At 31.0% G+C, this 16,334-nt stretch carries 11 protein-coding genes and 1 other RNA gene; 8 read left to right on the top strand and 4 right to left on the bottom strand.

All coding sequences use genetic code 11. The features are described from left to right. Window position 1: 1 nt before the first annotated feature. The 3 genes from Q0772_RS12900 (at window position 2) to Q0772_RS12910 (ending at window position 5,965) form a co-directional block, all read left to right on the top strand. On the top strand, window positions 2-3,127 hold the full coding sequence (locus Q0772_RS12900; RefSeq protein ID WP_298345526.1) for an amino acid adenylation domain-containing protein: 3,126 nt from the start codon (window positions 2-4) through the stop codon (window positions 3,125-3,127). Continuing rightward, window positions 3,120-3,587, top strand: a complete 468-nt coding sequence (locus Q0772_RS12905; protein WP_298345530.1) for a hypothetical protein — start codon at window positions 3,120-3,122, stop codon at window positions 3,585-3,587. The genes Q0772_RS12900 and Q0772_RS12905 overlap by 8 nt, the downstream gene beginning before the upstream one ends. Window positions 3,588-3,730: 143 nt before the next feature. Then, entirely contained in the window at window positions 3,731-5,965 is a 2,235-nt protein-coding gene (locus tag Q0772_RS12910) for a TonB-dependent receptor plug domain-containing protein (RefSeq protein ID WP_298345533.1), read from the top strand. Window positions 5,966-6,093: 128 nt separating this feature from the next. Here Q0772_RS12910 and Q0772_RS12915 read toward each other — a convergent pair whose 3' ends face one another. Beyond that, complete coding sequence (locus Q0772_RS12915) at window positions 6,094-7,113, bottom strand: cytochrome d ubiquinol oxidase subunit II (RefSeq protein ID WP_298345536.1); 1,020 nt, start codon at window positions 7,111-7,113, stop codon at window positions 6,094-6,096. A gap of 10 nt (window positions 7,114-7,123) precedes the next feature. Then, window positions 7,124-8,419: a cytochrome ubiquinol oxidase subunit I gene (locus Q0772_RS12920; protein ID WP_298345539.1), complete on the bottom strand. Its 1,296-nt coding sequence runs from the start codon at window positions 8,417-8,419 to the stop codon at window positions 7,124-7,126. Window positions 8,420-8,658: 239 nt separating this feature from the next. On the opposite strand from Q0772_RS12920, the gene Q0772_RS12925 reads away from it, so the two are divergent. From Q0772_RS12925 to Q0772_RS12935, 3 genes are read left to right on the top strand one after another with little or no spacing between them, the layout of a single operon-like run. Continuing rightward, window positions 8,659-9,108, top strand: coding sequence for a protein-disulfide reductase DsbD domain-containing protein (locus Q0772_RS12925; RefSeq protein ID WP_298345542.1), 450 nt, complete (start codon window positions 8,659-8,661; stop codon window positions 9,106-9,108). Between the two features lie 11 nt (window positions 9,109-9,119). Further along, complete coding sequence (locus tag Q0772_RS12930; RefSeq protein ID WP_298345545.1) at window positions 9,120-11,171, top strand: thioredoxin family protein; 2,052 nt, start codon at window positions 9,120-9,122, stop codon at window positions 11,169-11,171. Window positions 11,172-11,191: 20 nt separating this feature from the next. After that, window positions 11,192-12,685, top strand: coding sequence for an aminotransferase class V-fold PLP-dependent enzyme (locus Q0772_RS12935; protein ID WP_298345549.1), 1,494 nt, complete (start codon window positions 11,192-11,194; stop codon window positions 12,683-12,685). Between the two features lie 49 nt (window positions 12,686-12,734). Here Q0772_RS12935 and Q0772_RS12940 read toward each other — a convergent pair whose 3' ends face one another. Further along, window positions 12,735-13,769, bottom strand: a complete 1,035-nt coding sequence (locus Q0772_RS12940; RefSeq protein ID WP_298345552.1) for a glutaminyl-peptide cyclotransferase — start codon at window positions 13,767-13,769, stop codon at window positions 12,735-12,737. Window positions 13,770-13,857: 88 nt separating this feature from the next. On the opposite strand from Q0772_RS12940, the gene ffs reads away from it, so the two are divergent. Continuing rightward, an RNA gene (ffs, locus tag Q0772_RS12945) (signal recognition particle sRNA small type) lies at window positions 13,858-13,956 on the top strand. 76 nt (window positions 13,957-14,032) lie between these two features. Beyond that, on the top strand, window positions 14,033-14,836 hold the full coding sequence (locus tag Q0772_RS12950; RefSeq protein WP_298345557.1) for an SDR family oxidoreductase: 804 nt from the start codon (window positions 14,033-14,035) through the stop codon (window positions 14,834-14,836). Window position 14,837: 1 nt separating this feature from the next. On the opposite strand, the gene Q0772_RS12955 is transcribed toward Q0772_RS12950, so the two are convergent. Next, on the bottom strand, window positions 14,838-16,259 hold the full coding sequence (locus Q0772_RS12955) for a hypothetical protein (protein WP_298345560.1): 1,422 nt from the start codon (window positions 16,257-16,259) through the stop codon (window positions 14,838-14,840). Window positions 16,260-16,334: the final 75 nt, after the last annotated feature.

The following is a 16,334-nucleotide window of genomic DNA, read 5'->3' on the forward strand; positions in this document are numbered from 1 at the left end:
TATGGAAGTCACCCATTATAATTACTTAACACAGAACCAAAAATTATTGTGGTTAGGGCAGGAGTTAAATCCGAAGTCGCCTATGTACAATATGGTTATGGTTTATGAAATTTCAGGAGAGGTGTCTTATATACATTTCAAAAATGCTTTTGAGAAGTTAGTAGAGCAGAATGATGTTCTTCGCTCAGTTTTTGATTTTGAGAATGGAGAGCCTATTCAAAAATATTTATCCAATATAGAATATGAGGTTTTATTTGAGGATTTTTCTAATCATGAAGATCCAAAAAAAGCATATTTTGAATGGCAAAAAGGTCGGGTTTCAAAAATATTTGATACTAAAAAGTGTTTGTTTGATTGTGCACTTATTAAATTATCTAAAGAGAAGTTTATATGGTACATAAATCAGCACCATCTAATAACTGATGGGTGGAGTACGACAATCATGCTTTCTAAGATATCTGATTTATACAGTCAAGGTATAAGAAATAGTTTTGATGACACAAAATTATATTCATACAAGGCATTTATAGATATTCATAGCGAAAACAGTAATAACAACAAACACAATCAAAACAAAATATACTGGGAAGAAAAAGTAAAAGAATACCCCAATGTACCCTCACTTTATCATAAAAAAGTTGAAAATTTAAATACAAGTTCAGAGCGATTATTTGTTAGTTTAGGTAATGAACGTTCAGAAAAAATTAGAGCTTTAGCAAAGCATAAAGATTTCAAAGGATGGAATCTAGACCTAACACTTTATAATATATTTTTAACGGCATTATTCGCTTATATTTACAGAGTTACAGGGCAAGAGCAGTTAGTAATAGGTTCACCAACACATAATCGAGTAAAAAAAGAATTTAAAAACATATTAGGTTATTTTGTAGAAACATTTCCTTTATTTACCCAAGTTGATGAAGAAGAAACTTTCATTTCTTTATTTAAAAAAGTACAAATAGAGAGTAATAACTTTCTTAAAAAAGCACAATTAGGAACTTCTAATGCAAAATTAAATAGAAGTTTTAATGTGTTTTATAATTATATAAACTCACATAATTCAAGCTTCAATGAGTTTTCTGTTAAAACGTCTTGGGTTCACTCTGGGCATACAGACCCTAGACACCATATTCGTTTTCATGTACATGATTTTGATAATACTGGTAGTATTAAATTATATTTTGATTTAAACACGCAGGTTTTTGATGATGAAAAGCGAAAATATGTACCAAATCACTTTTTAAAATTACTTGATGCTTTTTTAAATGACCCATCAATTGTATTGGAGCATGTTAATCTAATTACAGAATCTGAAAAATCACAAATAAGTAAATGGAATGACACTGTTGTTAATTACCCTGAAAATGAAACGCTACTTTCAAAATTCAGAAATCAAGTTTTAAGAACACCTAACCAAGTGGCTTTAGTTTTTAAAAAAACCACTTTATCCTATAAAGTATTAGATGAGAAATCCAATCAAGTTGCACATTTTTTAATTAGTAAAGGTGTAAAGAATAATGATATCATCGCTGTGAGTTTAGAGCGCTCATTAGAAATGATGATCTTTATTTATGGAATCATTAAAGCAGGAGCTGCATATTTACCTTTAGATGCTAACATCCCTAATGAACGATTAGATTTTATTTTAAAAGATGCTAATATCAATACCTTATTTTACAATCATGATAAATTAAAGGGTACTGATTTTAGTGGTGTAGCCTGTTTTGGTGTTCATGATATTTATGAGCAAATACAAACGATGTGCATATCTAAATGCGAAGTAAAAATAGAACCAAGCGATTTAGCATATGTTATTTATACTTCAGGTAGTACAGGATCTCCCAAAGGAGTTGAGTGTCATCATGAAGGTATTTGTAATAGATTAAATTGGATGAATGAAAATTATCTAGTACAAAATGATGATGTATTTATCCAAAAAACCCCAATTACCTTTGATGTTTCGGTTTGGGAGTTGTTTTGGCCTTTACAAATAGGCTCAAAATTGGTTGTAGAGGTTCCAGATGCTCATAAAAATCCAGAGCAACTAGTAGAAACAATTTGTAGAAATGATGTAACAAACATTCATTTTGTACCCTCAATGCTTAATGTTTTTATCCAAAATGAAGCTGTAAAACGTTGCACCAGTTTAAGGAAAATATTTTGTAGCGGTGAGGCTTTATCTGTTCCCGTTGTAGAAAAAACTTATGATAAATTAACAGTTGAAGTACACAATTTATATGGACCTACTGAGGCTTCTGTAGATGTGACTAGTTGGTATTGTAAAAAAGAATCTCTAGCCAAAGGAATTCCAATTGGGAGACCAGTTGCAAATACTCAGCTTTATATTCTAGATAAGTATTTTAATCAATTACCAATAGGTGTTATAGGAGAGTTATATATAGCAGGAAAACAAGTAGCTAAAGGATATTTGAACCGTGAAAATCTAACAAATCAACGTTTTGTGAAAGATGTCTTTTCAAGTAACCTTAATGCAAGAATGTACAAAACAGGAGATTTAGTTAGATATAGAGAGGATGGAGCAATTGAGTATCACGGTAGAATAGACAATCAAATAAAGTTGAGAGGCTTAAGAATAGAACTTGGTGAAATTGAAAAAACTATCGAAAAACACCCAGACATATTACAGGCAATTGTTACAACAGATCAAAGAGATAATTTAATAGCCTATTATATAGGTCAAACTACAAACGAGAATTCAATTGTCAGTATCCTAGAGTCTTATCTACCAGATTATATGATACCAAGTTTGTTTATGCATGTTGAGAGTTTCAAGTTGTTATCAAGTGGTAAGGTTGATAGAAAACAACTGCCAAATCATAATGGCTTAAATGCTAATAAATTAGAAACCAGTAAAATATCACCTAGAAATGAAATAGAAGAACTGGTTCATGCTATATGGGAAGAGGTGCTTAACATAGATGAAATTGGTGTTAATGAGAATTTTGTTAGAATAGGCGGGAATTCGCTTAATGCAATATCAATAACATCTCGATTAAAAAAAGAACTTGAATTAGATATTTCAATAATTGATGTATTCAATTATCCAACTATAGAGACTTACTCGAAACATATAGAAAAAACTATTGTTAGTTTACTAAATGAATAGAAATGTTAAAAAGGGCTGGGAGCCATTTGTAATAAAGATTATGGCTATTGCAATGAGTATTTGCTATGTGTTTGGACCATCACATAAAGAAGTAAATAACGCATTGCACTACCTTCTGCATCAATTTGAAAAACCTAAAACCGTATTAGTACATTCAAAACTAAATGACGCAAAACATGAAAATCATTATACTTACTTTTTGAAAAATAAAGAGGAAAAGCATCAGCATACCCTTTTAGAAGTATTAAATGAAATACTAAAAGTTTGTGATGTGGATGATAGTCCTGAAAATCAAAATATCACATTTAAAAAAATAGATAAGCATTTACGGTCTAAGCAATCACTAAAAAATAAAAATTTAGTTTTAGGTCTATATATAAAACATCGATTTCCACATCTTAATGAACATATTCATCAAGGTTTTTTAAAAACCAATCTGCAACCTCCTCAATTAATCTAGTATTCCTTAAAAGGAAAGCTTGAAAATATAGAGTTATTGATACTTTTTTTCAAGTTATCAAATATCATATTACTAACACAGATAGCATGGGGCATATTTTTATGTTTTGTCATAACCTGTGTTATAACTCAAACTTAAAAAAAATGAAAAAGCATATTATTTTATATTTATTTATGGCTGTTTTTTGCAGCATAAATGCTCACGAAATCAGTGGGACAGTAATTTCAGAAGAAAATGAAAAACCTCTGCAAGGTGTTGGGGTCTATAATAATAATACAGGAGCTTATACCTATACTAACGTTTCTGGTTATTTTGAATTAGATGATATTTCGTTAGGGGATGTTATCTCATTTTATCAACTAGGTTATGAAAATCAAGAACTTGTTATTAATGAGTCTCATATAGATAGTTCTGTGAAAATTTATATGATTATATCCGCTGCGTCTTTAGATCAAGTATTGATTGTTTCAAAAGCAAATGTACTTAGTAATTTTGTGAATGTGGATATTAAAGCGAGTCCTGTAAAATCATCTCAAGAGATCTTAAGAAAAATACCTGGATTAATTATTGGTCAACATGCAGGAGGTGGAAAAGCAGAACAGATATTTTTAAGAGGTTTTGATATAGACCACGGTACCGATATTGCTATAGATGTTGATGGTATGCCAGTTAATATGGTATCTCATGCACATGGGCAAGGTTATGCAGATATGCACTTTATAATCCCTGAAACTATTGAGAATTTAGATTTTGGGAAAGGATCCTATTACGCAGATAAAGGTAACTTTAATACCGCAGGCTATGTAGATATTGCTACCAAGAAAAAAATTGATAAAAACTTAATTTCTGTTGAAGCGGGTCAATTTAATACGGTTAGAGCAATGAGTATGCTCAAAATTTGGGATGGTGAAAATAGTAACGCCTACATTGCCAGTGAAATGAATTTGACTGATGGTGTATTTGAGTCTCCACAGAATTTTAACCGTTTGAATGTGATGGGGCGTTATAATTATAATAATTATAGCGATCAAGAATTTAACCTTTCGCTTTCTCATTTTCAAAGTAAGTGGGATGCTTCAGGTCAAATTCCTCAACGTGCTGTTGATCAAGGTTTAATTGGCAGATTTGGAGCCATTGATGATACTGAGGGTGGTAATACAAGTAGAACTAATATTTGGATGAATCATATTCAACATTTTGATGAACATACCAGTTTAAAATCATCAGCTTATGTGTCGCAATATGATTTTGAATTGTTTTCAAACTTTACCTTCTTTTTAGATGACCCTGTAAATGCAGACCAAATCCGTCAATATGAAGATAGAACTATTATAGGGGCAAAAAGTATTTACGAAAAATCATTCCATTTAGATGACCACGATAAGCAATTAAAGTATCGTGTTGGAATAGGATTTAGGTATGATGATGTAAACGATGTGCAATTGTCAAGAACTAAAAACAGAAAGGAACTTTTGGAGCGTCTAGCATTTGGAAATGTGGATGAATTGAATGCATTTACTTTTGCAGATTTGAATTATAAAGTCAATAAATGGACACTTAATCCAGGTTTACGTTTAGACTATTTTACATATGATTATGAAGATTTATTATCTGAAACTTATGATAGTAAAAGTGAAAATAAAGTATTATTAAGTCCAAAAATGAATTTTATTTATGCGGCATCACCTAAAACACAACTTTTTTTAAAAACAGGTTTAGGTTTTCATTCCAATGATACAAGAGTAGTAACAGCAAATAATGGAGAAAGAATATTACCAACTGCCTTTAGTACAGATATAGGAACAGTGCTAAAACCCACAGATAAATTGGTAGTTAATGCAGCATTTTGGTCGTTATTTTTACAACAAGAATTTGTCTATGTAGGTGATGCAGCTATTGTTGAACCAAGTGGAAAAACATCAAGATATGGTTTAGATTTTGGTTTAAGATATCAAATTGCTGATTGGTTATATTTTAATACAGATGTAAATTATACAATAGCTAGAAGTACAGAAGAACCTGATGGAGAAGATTACATACCATTGGCTCCAGATTTAACTTCTGCAGGAGGATTTAGTTTCAAAGATTTAGGTAATTTTTCTGGTGGTTTAAGCTATCGTTATATCAAGGATAGACCAGCTAATGAAGATAATTCTATTGTAGCTGAAGGCTATTTTATAACAGACTTAAACTTAAATTACACTCATAAAAACTGGACCTTTGGTTTAATTGTAGAAAATTTATTGGACAGTGAATGGAATGAAACCCAGTTTGCAACAGAGAGTAGATTATTTAACGAACCAGATTCTACTGAAGAAATACATTTTACACCAGGTACACCTTTCTTCTTACGAGGAAAAATATCTGTTAGGTTTTAAATAGAAGACTATATATTTTGAATAAAAGCGCACCAATATTGGTGCGCTTTTATTTAATACTGTTTAAGTTAGCTACATTATAAAAATGAATAAGCAAGCTTTAGTTTTTAAGTGAGTTTATATAAATTTTACCGTTCTAAAACTTTTATCATTTTAAAAGATTTTAGAAGATGAAATAACCCAGGAAGAATAACTAATCCGCCAATAATTAGCGATATTCCTAAAACATTGATTGTCTTTTCAGGAGCTATGGTTTCCAAAATATTTATTTGTGTTGATGATGTAATAATCAAATTAGGGAAATGCGTAACTATAGCGGCCATTAAAATGAGAATAACTTGTATGCCAGCTAAAAATCTGGTAGTAATTTTTTTAGCATGCTTTATACTTTTTAGCAAGGGTAGAATGAGAATAGCCGAAACTAGAATTAAACCAACTGTGTAAGGGCTTTTTATAAAATCAGTTACAAATGATACCTTATAAATAAAACCATAAACTAGTACTATAAACCCAATGATAATAACTGTTACTGTTGCATACTTTGATTTTTTAACATAAATACCTCTATGTTCTTTTTCAACTTCACCAATTAATAAAATTGAGGTTAAGAAAGCACATAAAGCTGCAAAAAAGAATCCTACTAAAATTGTAAAACCATTCATCCATGGATTTATAAATAATTGATAAAAACTAAAGTTTTCGTAATTACTAGTTATTATTAATTTGCCTGAAAGCATTGAACCAGCAGTGATTCCTAGAAATATTGGTGTTACTAAACTTGAAAACCTAAACATCCAATCATACAGAATTTGAGATTTGTCCTTATAAGCATCATAATGTCTGAAAACAAAAGCAACACCTCTTAAAGTTATACCTAGTAATACTAAGGTTATAGGAATGTGTAAGTATATAACAAGAATATTGTAAAACTCAGGAAATCCTACCCATAAGATTACTACCATAATAATGATCCAAATATGATTCGCTTCCCAAACGGGGCCCATAACGCGATATATTGTTTTTTTTGTTACGACTTGATTTTTTTTCGTAGAAAATAATTCAATAATACCAGCTCCAAAATCTGCTCCTGCAAGTATAACATAAAACAATAATGATACTAATAAAAAGGTTAATACAACGTATAACATATTAAGCTTGTTAAGAGTTATTGAGTGATTTTATTTGACGCATCATCAACCATGTAACAGCAATGGTTAAAATACTATAAAGAGCTAGATACATGTAAAAACTATAAACCATACCAGGCATTGGAGTAACAGCATCTTTGGTTCTCATGATATTATGAATAATCCATGGTTGTCTACCAACTTCTGTTACTATCCAACCGGCTTCAAGAGCTATAAAGCCCATAGGTGCGAGTATTGTAAATAAGAGCCAAAACTTATTTTTTTGCCACCATAGTTTCTTTTTTAAACTGATGAAAAAGAAAAGGCCAACAACTAATAACAAAGTTCCAATACCAACCATAGTTTGAAAAGCGTAATGAACTATTGCTACGTTTGGTCTAACATCTTTTGGGAAATCGTTTAATCCTTTTACTTCTGCATCAAAATCACCAAAAGCTAAAAAAGATAGAGCTTTAGGAATTTCAATTTTATAATTCACTTCCTGTTTTTCATTGTCTACAATGCCTCCAATATAAAGGGGAGCACCTTTTGTTGTTTCGTAATGTGCTTCCATAGCTGCAAGTTTTACAGGTTGACGTTTTGCTATATCTTTCGCAGAAAGGTCTCCGCTTAAAGGCTGTAAAATGGCAGCTATAGCACCAAATGTAATAGCTATTTTAAACGCTTTTTTATGTAGTTCTACCTGTCGTTTTTTATAAACTTGATAGGCATGAATTCCTGCTACTGCAAATCCTGTTGCGGTAAAAGCAGCAAGCGTCATATGTAAAGCTTGTGTAAACCAAGCTGGATTTAATAGTGCTTTAACAGGATCGATATTTAAAAATTCACCATTTATATAATCAAATCCAGAAGGCGCATTCATCCAACCATTTGCAGAAACTACTAAAATACCTGAAGCTACACCAGAAATACCTACAATAATTCCTGTAAACCAATGGAATTTTTCTGGAATTTTATTCCAACCATATAAATAAAAGCCTAGGGCAATAGCTTCAACAAAAAATGCAGCACCTTCAAGCGAAAATGGCATGCCAATTATCGGGCCTGCATGCTTCATAAATTCAGGCCATAATAATCCTAATTCAAAAGATAATGCTGTTCCTGATACTGCACCTACAACAAAAAAAATAGCAACGCCTTTTTGCCACGATTTAGTTAATTTTAAATAAGTTGGGTTTTTTGTATTTAACCATTTTTTGTGAGCTACAATCATAAAAAAAGGCATAACCATACCAATACATGCAAATACAATGTGAAAAATAAGTGTAAATGCCATTTGTAGTCTTGCGGCATCTAAATTATCCATAAATCTGGAATTTAAAGTAGTTATACAAAGATAGGTTATATGACTAATTAGGGGTAATAAAATGGGTTTTTTTACACCAGTTTTTTTAAAATTTGTTTTAGTTTAAAATGGCCTGTAATTTGTATAGTTTACTTATGTAAATAAAACTTTAACGTTTAATTAATAAGGGCTAAGCGGTTTTATCGACTCTTTAACTAAAACACAGTATCTTTATTTATACATTTGTTTAAATTAGATTTATGATGAAAAAACTCATTTTTGTACTAACATTAATTACTTTTGTTTCTGCTAGAGCTCAAATTTTAGAGCCAGTTAAATGGTCAACTTCAATAGAAAAAATTTCAGAAAATGAATATAAGTTAATTGCTACAGCTTCAATACAAGACGGTTGGCATTTGTATTCTCAAAATGTCCCTGCAGGCGGTCCAGTATCCACACAATTTTCATTTGAAGGCAATAATAAATACCTTAAGAAAGGAAATACAAAAGAAGAGGTTGGAGTTACAGTTGATGATCCAACATTCAATATGAAAGTTAAGTATTTTGAATCTGAAACTAGTTTTGTTCAACATATTAAACTTAAAGACAAACTACCTTTTACTATTAATTCAGAAGTAAGTTATATGGTTTGTGATAATTCAAGATGTATCATGCCAGAACCAGCGATACTTAATTTCGATTTAAAATAAATTTAAGTTAAATGAAAAAAAATGTTATTCTCCTTATTGCCTTATTCATTTATACGCTAGGTTTTTCTCAAATATTAGAACCTGTAAAATGGCAAACTTCAGTTGAGAAAATTTCTGAGAATGAATATAATTTAATTACAAAGGCTATAATTGAATCTGGTTGGCATTTATACGCTCAAGAGGTTCCTGAAGATGGGCCAATACCAACAACGTTTAGTTATGATGATGCCAATGGCGCTCTTAAATTTATAGGTAATACAGATGAAGGAGAAGGACACGTTGTGGATGATCCAGTTTTTCAAATGAAAATTAAATTCTTTGAAAAAGAAGCTGTATTTAAACAAAAAGTTGAGTTAGTTGATGGTGTAAAGTCTGTTAATGGGATTGTAGAGTTTATGGTATGTGATGATGCTAGATGTTTACCACCTACAGAGGTGGATTTAGTTTTTAATATTAATGCAAACCAAGCATCAACCAATAAGAATAACACCTCTAATGGATTGACTAACATTGATAATAATTCAATTAATAGAGCGCTTTATGGAATGAATCCAGAAGATATTCGAGTATCTAATATTAAGTGTGATAATGAAGCTCCAAGTACTGCGTCAGAATTGAAAGAAGGTGGAAAATCATTATGGAGTATTTTTGGCCTTGGTTTTTTAGGAGGTTTATTAGCACTACTAACGCCATGTGTATTCCCAATGATACCGCTAACGGTTAGTTTTTTTACCAAAAGCAGTGGGCAAAATAGAAGTGCTGGAATATCAAAAGCTTTACTTTATGGATTTTTCATATTTGCCGTATATATTATTTTAAGTGTACCATTTCATTTAATTGATTCGGTTAATCCAGATATCCTAAATGAGATATCAACTAACGTTTGGCTCAACATCATTTTCTTTGCTATTTTTATGTTTTTTGCATTCTCATTTTTTGGTTATTATGAGTTAACATTACCTGCAAGTTGGACAACAAGAACAACACAAGGGGAAACTTCTGGTGGCCTAATTGGAATCTTTTTTATGGCTTTAACATTGGCCATTGTTTCTTTTTCTTGTACAGGTCCAATTCTGGGGTCATTATTAGCAGGCTCATTAACTGCAGATGGTGGCGCGTGGCAACTTACAGCAGGTATGGCTGGTTTTGGTGTCTCATTAGGATTACCTTTTGCGCTTTTTGCAATGTTTCCAAACATGATGAACGCTCTGCCAAAATCTGGAGGGTGGCTAAACACAACGAAAGTTATTTTAGGATTCTTAGAATTGGCTTTAGCCTTTAAATTTTTATCAAATGCGGATTTGGTTGCCCATTGGAATTTATTAAAAATTGAACCTTTCTTAATTATTTGGATTGTTATTTTTGCAGGATTAGCACTCTATTTATTTGGAAAAATAAAGTTCCCCCATGATTCTCCTATTAAAAAACTGTCTTTTTCAAGAATAGCAGGAGGTGTTTTAGTGGCGTCTTTCGTTATTTATTTGGCATCTGGTTTTAGAGTAAATAAAGAAACAAATACATTTACACCGCTTACACTTTTAAGTGGACTTGCACCACCAGTAGGTTATAGTTTTTTGTATCCTAACGATTGTCCTAATAATCTAGAATGCTTTAAAGATTTAAAAACAGGAATTGCTTATGCTAAAAAGGTAAATAAGCCTATTATGCTAGATTTTACAGGTTATGCCTGCGTTAACTGTAGAAAAATGGAAGAGCATGTTTGGCCTCTTAAAAGTGTAGATAATTATTTAAGAAATGATTATGTATTAATATCGTTATATGTTGATGATAAGAAAGCATTGCCAGAAATGGAACAAGTTGAAGTTAATAGAGTTAATGGTGGAACAAGGAAATTAGAGAGTTACGGGCATAAATGGGCTAATTTTCAAACTCAGTTTTTTAAAACAAATTCTCAGCCCTATTATGTGTTATTGAATTCAGATGGAACACAAATACTAAATCAAGCTGTTGGTTACACACCAGATGAATCAGATTACACTAAGTTCTTAGAATGTGGTTTAGAGGTTTTTAAAAGTAAGGGTTTGGCAAGTAAATCCAATTAGTTTTAAATTGAATTAAGATTATGACAGATTCACTAGTAAAAAAATCTATAAATCTCGAAGCTTATTTTCAGCAATTCAGGAAAAACATAATAGGTATAGATGCGTATTTTGAATCGCCTTACGGAAAAAAGAAAATTATTTATGCAGACTGGACAGCAAGTGGTAGGTTATACAAACCTATTGAGGAAAAAATATTAAATGAAATAGGTCCTTTTGTAGCTAATACACATACTGAAACATCTATAACAGGATCTGCGATGACGCATGCTTACCATGATGCCAGAGCGATTATAAAAGAACACGTAAATGCTTCAAGTGATGATGTTCTAATCACAGTAGGTACCGGTATGACTGGAGCTATAAATAAGTTTCAACGTATTCTTGGGCTTAAGCTTTGTGAAAATTTAAAGGATAACACAGTAGTTCCTGAAGAAAAGCGTCCAATAATTTTTGTGTCGCACATGGAGCATCATTCTAATCAAACGTCTTGGTTGGAAACGATTGCCAACGTAGAGGTTATTCCATCCAATGAAGAAGGTCTACCGTGTTTAAAAAAATTAGAAGTTCTTTTAGATAAATATAAAAGTGTACCTATCAAAATAGCAGCGATAACGGGATGTTCTAACGTTACAGGTATCAGAACGAATTATCATGATGTTGCTAAAGTAATGCATCAAAACAATGGATTGTGTTTTGTGGATTTTGCATGTTCTGCACCTTATGTTAATATCGATATGCATCCAAAAAATGAAGAGGAATATTTAGATGCAATCACATTTTCTCCACATAAATTTTTAGGTGGACCTGGTTCGTCTGGAGTATTAATTTTTAATAAAAAACTATATAAGAATTTAGTGCCAGATAATCCTGGAGGAGGTACGGTTAGTTATACAAATCCTTGGGGTGACCATGATTATATAGATGATATAGAAACGCGTGAAGATGGTGGTACACCGGGTTTTCTTCAAGTAATAAGGGTAGCTTTATCAATACAGCTTAAAGAGGATATGGGTGTTCAAAATATCCTAAAAAGAGAGCACGAAATCAATACTATGGTTTTTGATAGACTTTCTAATGTTGATAACCTTACCATTTTAGCACCCAAGCACAGAGATAGGTTGGGTGTGTTTTCTTTTTTTATTGAAGCTGTTCATTATAACCTTATCGTTAAATTACTGAATGATTGTTTTGGCATACAAACACGTGGAGGCTGCTCTTGTGCAGGCACCTATGGGCATTACTTATTACATGTAGATCAGCTAACCTCTAAAGCTATTGAAGAAAAAATTCTTGAAGGTTGCTTAATGGAACGTCCTGGTTGGATAAGAATGTCTATACACCCAACAATGACGAATGATGAAATTAGTTTTATTTGTGATGCTATAGAGGAAGTAGCCAAAAATTATAAAGCGTGGAGTGCTGATTATGAATATAACGCTATAAAAAATGAGTATACGCACAAAGGAAATCACAATATAGAAAAAGTAATAACAAAAAACTGGTTTAAAATTTAAGAGCTAAAATCAATTTTTAATACTTAGAATTTCTTTTTAAAAGTGATTTTTATTTCTCAATAATTTCAACCTCAAATAATTTATCCCAACGCTTACCTGTTACAAATATGGTTTTTGTTGTTGGGTTATATGCAATACCGTTTAAGACGTCTAAACCGTCGTGTTGAGTCACTAACTTCTTTAGAGGCTTGAAATCTACCACACCAATAACAGCACCATTTTTTGGATTAATTATGGCTACACCATCTTTTTGATATCGGTTAGCGTATATTTTGCCATCAATCCATTCCATTTCGTTTATACCTATTATTTTTCCTTTGTTCGTATATACTTGAATGTATTCCTGCTCTACCAAAGTTTCAGAATTCAAAAGCCATATTTTTTCAGTACCATCACTCTTGTAAATAATATTATTGTAGTTACATAAACCCCAACCTTCTTTACTATTACCATATCTAAAACTACTTAGTTTTTCAAAAGTATTCACATCGTAAACAAAGCCAGTACCTTTTTGCCAAGTGAGTTGGTATACTTTATTATTTAAAATAGTAAGACCTTCACCAAAATATTCATCAGCCAAATTTATATTTTTAATAATCTTTCCTGTTTTATAATCTACCTTTCTTAGTTTTGATTCTTTACGCTGTCCCGTGCTTTCATAAAGTGTATCATTATAAAATTCCAATCCCTGAGTATAAGAGGTTATATCATGCGGAAATTCATTAATTATTTTATAAGTATACACTTTTGGTAATTCGCTATTTAATATGGTAACTGTAGATGTTGTTGTTTGTTTTTCGCCTTCAAAATATACAGTAGCTTCAAGCGTTTGTTTACCTAATTTAAAATCAGCTAAAACAATATTTTCCTTTACATTATTTCCATTTAAAGTATATGTAACCGAATCAATAGCATGATTCTTTTTGTTTTCTATGGATAAATTTAAGGTCTTGTTATTTTGAATATTCCCTTTTATAGCATTTGTTTTTATACTAAAATCACTTTTTTTTAGTCCAGAATTAGAACCGCAAGAGACTATCATTAGACTTAAAAAAATGAGTATGAGAGCTTTGTGTGTATTCATTTGAAATTTGAAATTTAAAGCAAGATATTTATTTAAAATCGGTTCAAAAAATTATTGTGAAAATTTTAAAAGGTTGTATCTTTGCTGCCGGCAAGTCCTACACAACCAGCTCCTGTTGAATCCTCCAGGTCGGGAACGAAGCAAAGGTAAATGGTCGTAGCGGTGTGATGTAGGTAGCTTGCCTTTTTTTGTGCGCTAAATTTAAGCATTCTTATCATTTCTATTTTGTAATTTGGTGTTTTGTATTAGTAATTTCAATCCATATGTCTAAAGTTGTATTAATAACAGGAGGTTCTTCAGGTATTGGTAAATCTATTGGGGAATTTTTATCAGAAAAAGGGTATGTAGTTTATGGAACCAGTAGAAACCCTGAAAAATATCCAGAAAGTAAGTTTACTATTTTACCATTAGACGTAAAAGATGAAACTACAATTAAAGAATCCATAAAGGCTGTTATAAAAAACGAAGGTACGCTGGATGTATTAATTAATAATGCAGGTGCAGGTATTACTGGACCTATTGAGGAAATACCAATGACTGAGATTAAGAACAACTTTGAAACTAATTTCTTTGGTCCAATCCGAGTTATAAATGCTGTATTGCCGCAGATGCGAAAACAACATTCTGGATTAATTATCAATATTACATCCATTGCCGGTTATATGGGTTTGCCTTACCGAGGTATTTATAGTGCAAGTAAAGGAGCTTTAGAGCTATTGACTGAAGCTTTTAGAATGGAAATAAAAGATTTTAATATAAAAATGACGAATGTTGCTCCTGGAGATTTTGCAACGAATATTGCTGCGGGCAGATACCATGCGCCATTGTTGGAAGGTTCACCATATCAGAAACCTTATGGGGATACTCTCGATTTGATGAATAGCCATGTAGATAATGGTAGCGACCCAAATCTTATGGCTAAAGCTGTACATAAAATTATAAATACTAAAAACCCTAAAGTGCATTATAAAGTAGGGGAGTTTATGCAGAAATTTTCAATTGTATTAAAACGAATATTACCCGATAAGGTTTATGAAAAGCTTTTGATGAATCATTATAAATTATAGCTTATCTATTTATTAAACCTAACAATTGTTCTTCAAAATGAATTGAAAAAAGGTTCGTATTACTGTTCACTATTTTCTTGTTTTTATCAACTAAAATAGTTTTAGTCATTGGGTATACAGCAAGCGTTTCTAGAGATTTTTCTGGATTTTTAAATTTAAATTGATTCATGTTAAAAAAACCATGATTCTCTAATAATTTTCTAGATTTTTCAACACTATAGTCGTCAATATTAATAGCAATGAATTTTACTTCAGGATATTTTTGTTTTAACTCTTTTAACTTATAATGACTTTCCTTAAAGTGCTCATAGTATACATGAGACCAAAAACTTAAAACCGTAGGTGTACTAATAACATCATTAACTTCAATAAAATCTCGATTATAAGTTACAAGGTTAATCTCAGGGAATTTTAAACCTTCTTTTAATTGATGAATAGATCGCGTATAGCGTTCCATTTTATTTTTCCCCTTTTCGCTTTTACTTTTACTTAAGTAAGATTTAAGAAGTAGATTATTGTTTTTTTCATTTTTACTTTTAGACAAATAACCCATTGTAAAATGATATAAAAGCTCATCCTTTATAATTGGATTTACAATTAAACTATCTACAAGTTTAAGTCTATCCATATTATAGCAAAGTGATTCACGATCAAAACAAGCATTAATATCATGATGGTCATGCGTTCTAAGAGAGAGATTACTAAAGTGATATCTTAAAAACTTAAAGTAATTATGATAACTACTTAAAAACTCATCGTTGTAATTGATTTCTTTTCGATATTCATAAAAATTATCTGGTAAAGATTTTAAAATAGCAGCTTTATTTTTGCCATAATGCATAAAAGGATAAACTTCTTTACTCGAGTAATATGTATAATCGATATTAGTCTTGGCTATTTTTAAGAATAAATCTGAAGGATTGTGTTTTTCACTGAATTTGTTTAGAGCATTTAGCTTGTGGGCTCTTAGAGAATCTACTTTTGATTGAAACGTTTTTCCATCAAACTGAGACAATTTTACAACAAACTTTTCTTCTTGCTCATTTCCTAAAAATTCATTGATAAAATAATTATTCTTTTTATCGCCTTTACCACTATAAACAAGAGACTCATCAAACTCTAGGGTGTTTAATCTGAATAATAAACTATCTTCAGGTTCCAATAAAATAAGTTGATATTCACCACCATGGCTAAATGTATACAAACCTTCGGTTAAATCATTAATCTTATACAAAAACCTATTTCTACCATCTAATTTTATAGTATCTATAACAGTATCATTCTTAGATAGTAAAACGTAATTTGTATTAGGATTAATAATCTCTCCTCCAAAGTATGCATAATCTAGAACGGTTTCATTACCATCCTTTTTACAACCAATTAGAGTGATAAGAATAAAAATAAAAGTAGAGTATAACTTCATAAATCCCCCTGAGTCATTTGTACTAACAAAAATATGGCTTGTTATTATAAAGTCTTGTTAACGCGCTGTTAAATA

The sequence above is a fragment of the uncultured Algibacter sp. genome (assembly GCF_947490405.1).
Classification (GTDB): Bacteria; Bacteroidota; Bacteroidia; order Flavobacteriales; family Flavobacteriaceae; genus Algibacter_B.

Excerpts from the sequence above, each read along its gene's own strand:
- Q0772_RS12915 (WP_298345536.1), bottom strand. The coding sequence starts at position 7,113 with ATGTTATACGTTGTATTAACCTTTTTATTAGTATCATTATTGTTTTAT.
- Q0772_RS12925 (WP_298345542.1), top strand. The coding sequence starts at position 8,659 with ATGATGAAAAAACTCATTTTTGTACTAACATTAATTACTTTTGTTTCT.
- Q0772_RS12910 (WP_298345533.1), top strand. The coding sequence starts at position 3,731 with ATGAAAAAGCATATTATTTTATATTTATTTATGGCTGTTTTTTGCAGC.
- Q0772_RS12900 (WP_298345526.1), top strand. The coding sequence starts at position 2 with ATGGAAGTCACCCATTATAATTACTTAACACAGAACCAAAAATTATTG.
- Q0772_RS12940 (WP_298345552.1), bottom strand. The coding sequence starts at position 13,769 with ATGAATACACACAAAGCTCTCATACTCATTTTTTTAAGTCTAATGATA.
- Q0772_RS12930 (WP_298345545.1), top strand. The coding sequence starts at position 9,120 with ATGAAAAAAAATGTTATTCTCCTTATTGCCTTATTCATTTATACGCTA.
- Q0772_RS12920 (WP_298345539.1), bottom strand. The coding sequence starts at position 8,419 with ATGGATAATTTAGATGCCGCAAGACTACAAATGGCATTTACACTTATT.
- Q0772_RS12950 (WP_298345557.1), top strand. The coding sequence starts at position 14,033 with ATGTCTAAAGTTGTATTAATAACAGGAGGTTCTTCAGGTATTGGTAAA.
- Q0772_RS12955 (WP_298345560.1), bottom strand. The coding sequence starts at position 16,259 with ATGAAGTTATACTCTACTTTTATTTTTATTCTTATCACTCTAATTGGT.
- Q0772_RS12935 (WP_298345549.1), top strand. The coding sequence starts at position 11,192 with ATGACAGATTCACTAGTAAAAAAATCTATAAATCTCGAAGCTTATTTT.
- Q0772_RS12905 (WP_298345530.1), top strand. The coding sequence starts at position 3,120 with ATGAATAGAAATGTTAAAAAGGGCTGGGAGCCATTTGTAATAAAGATT.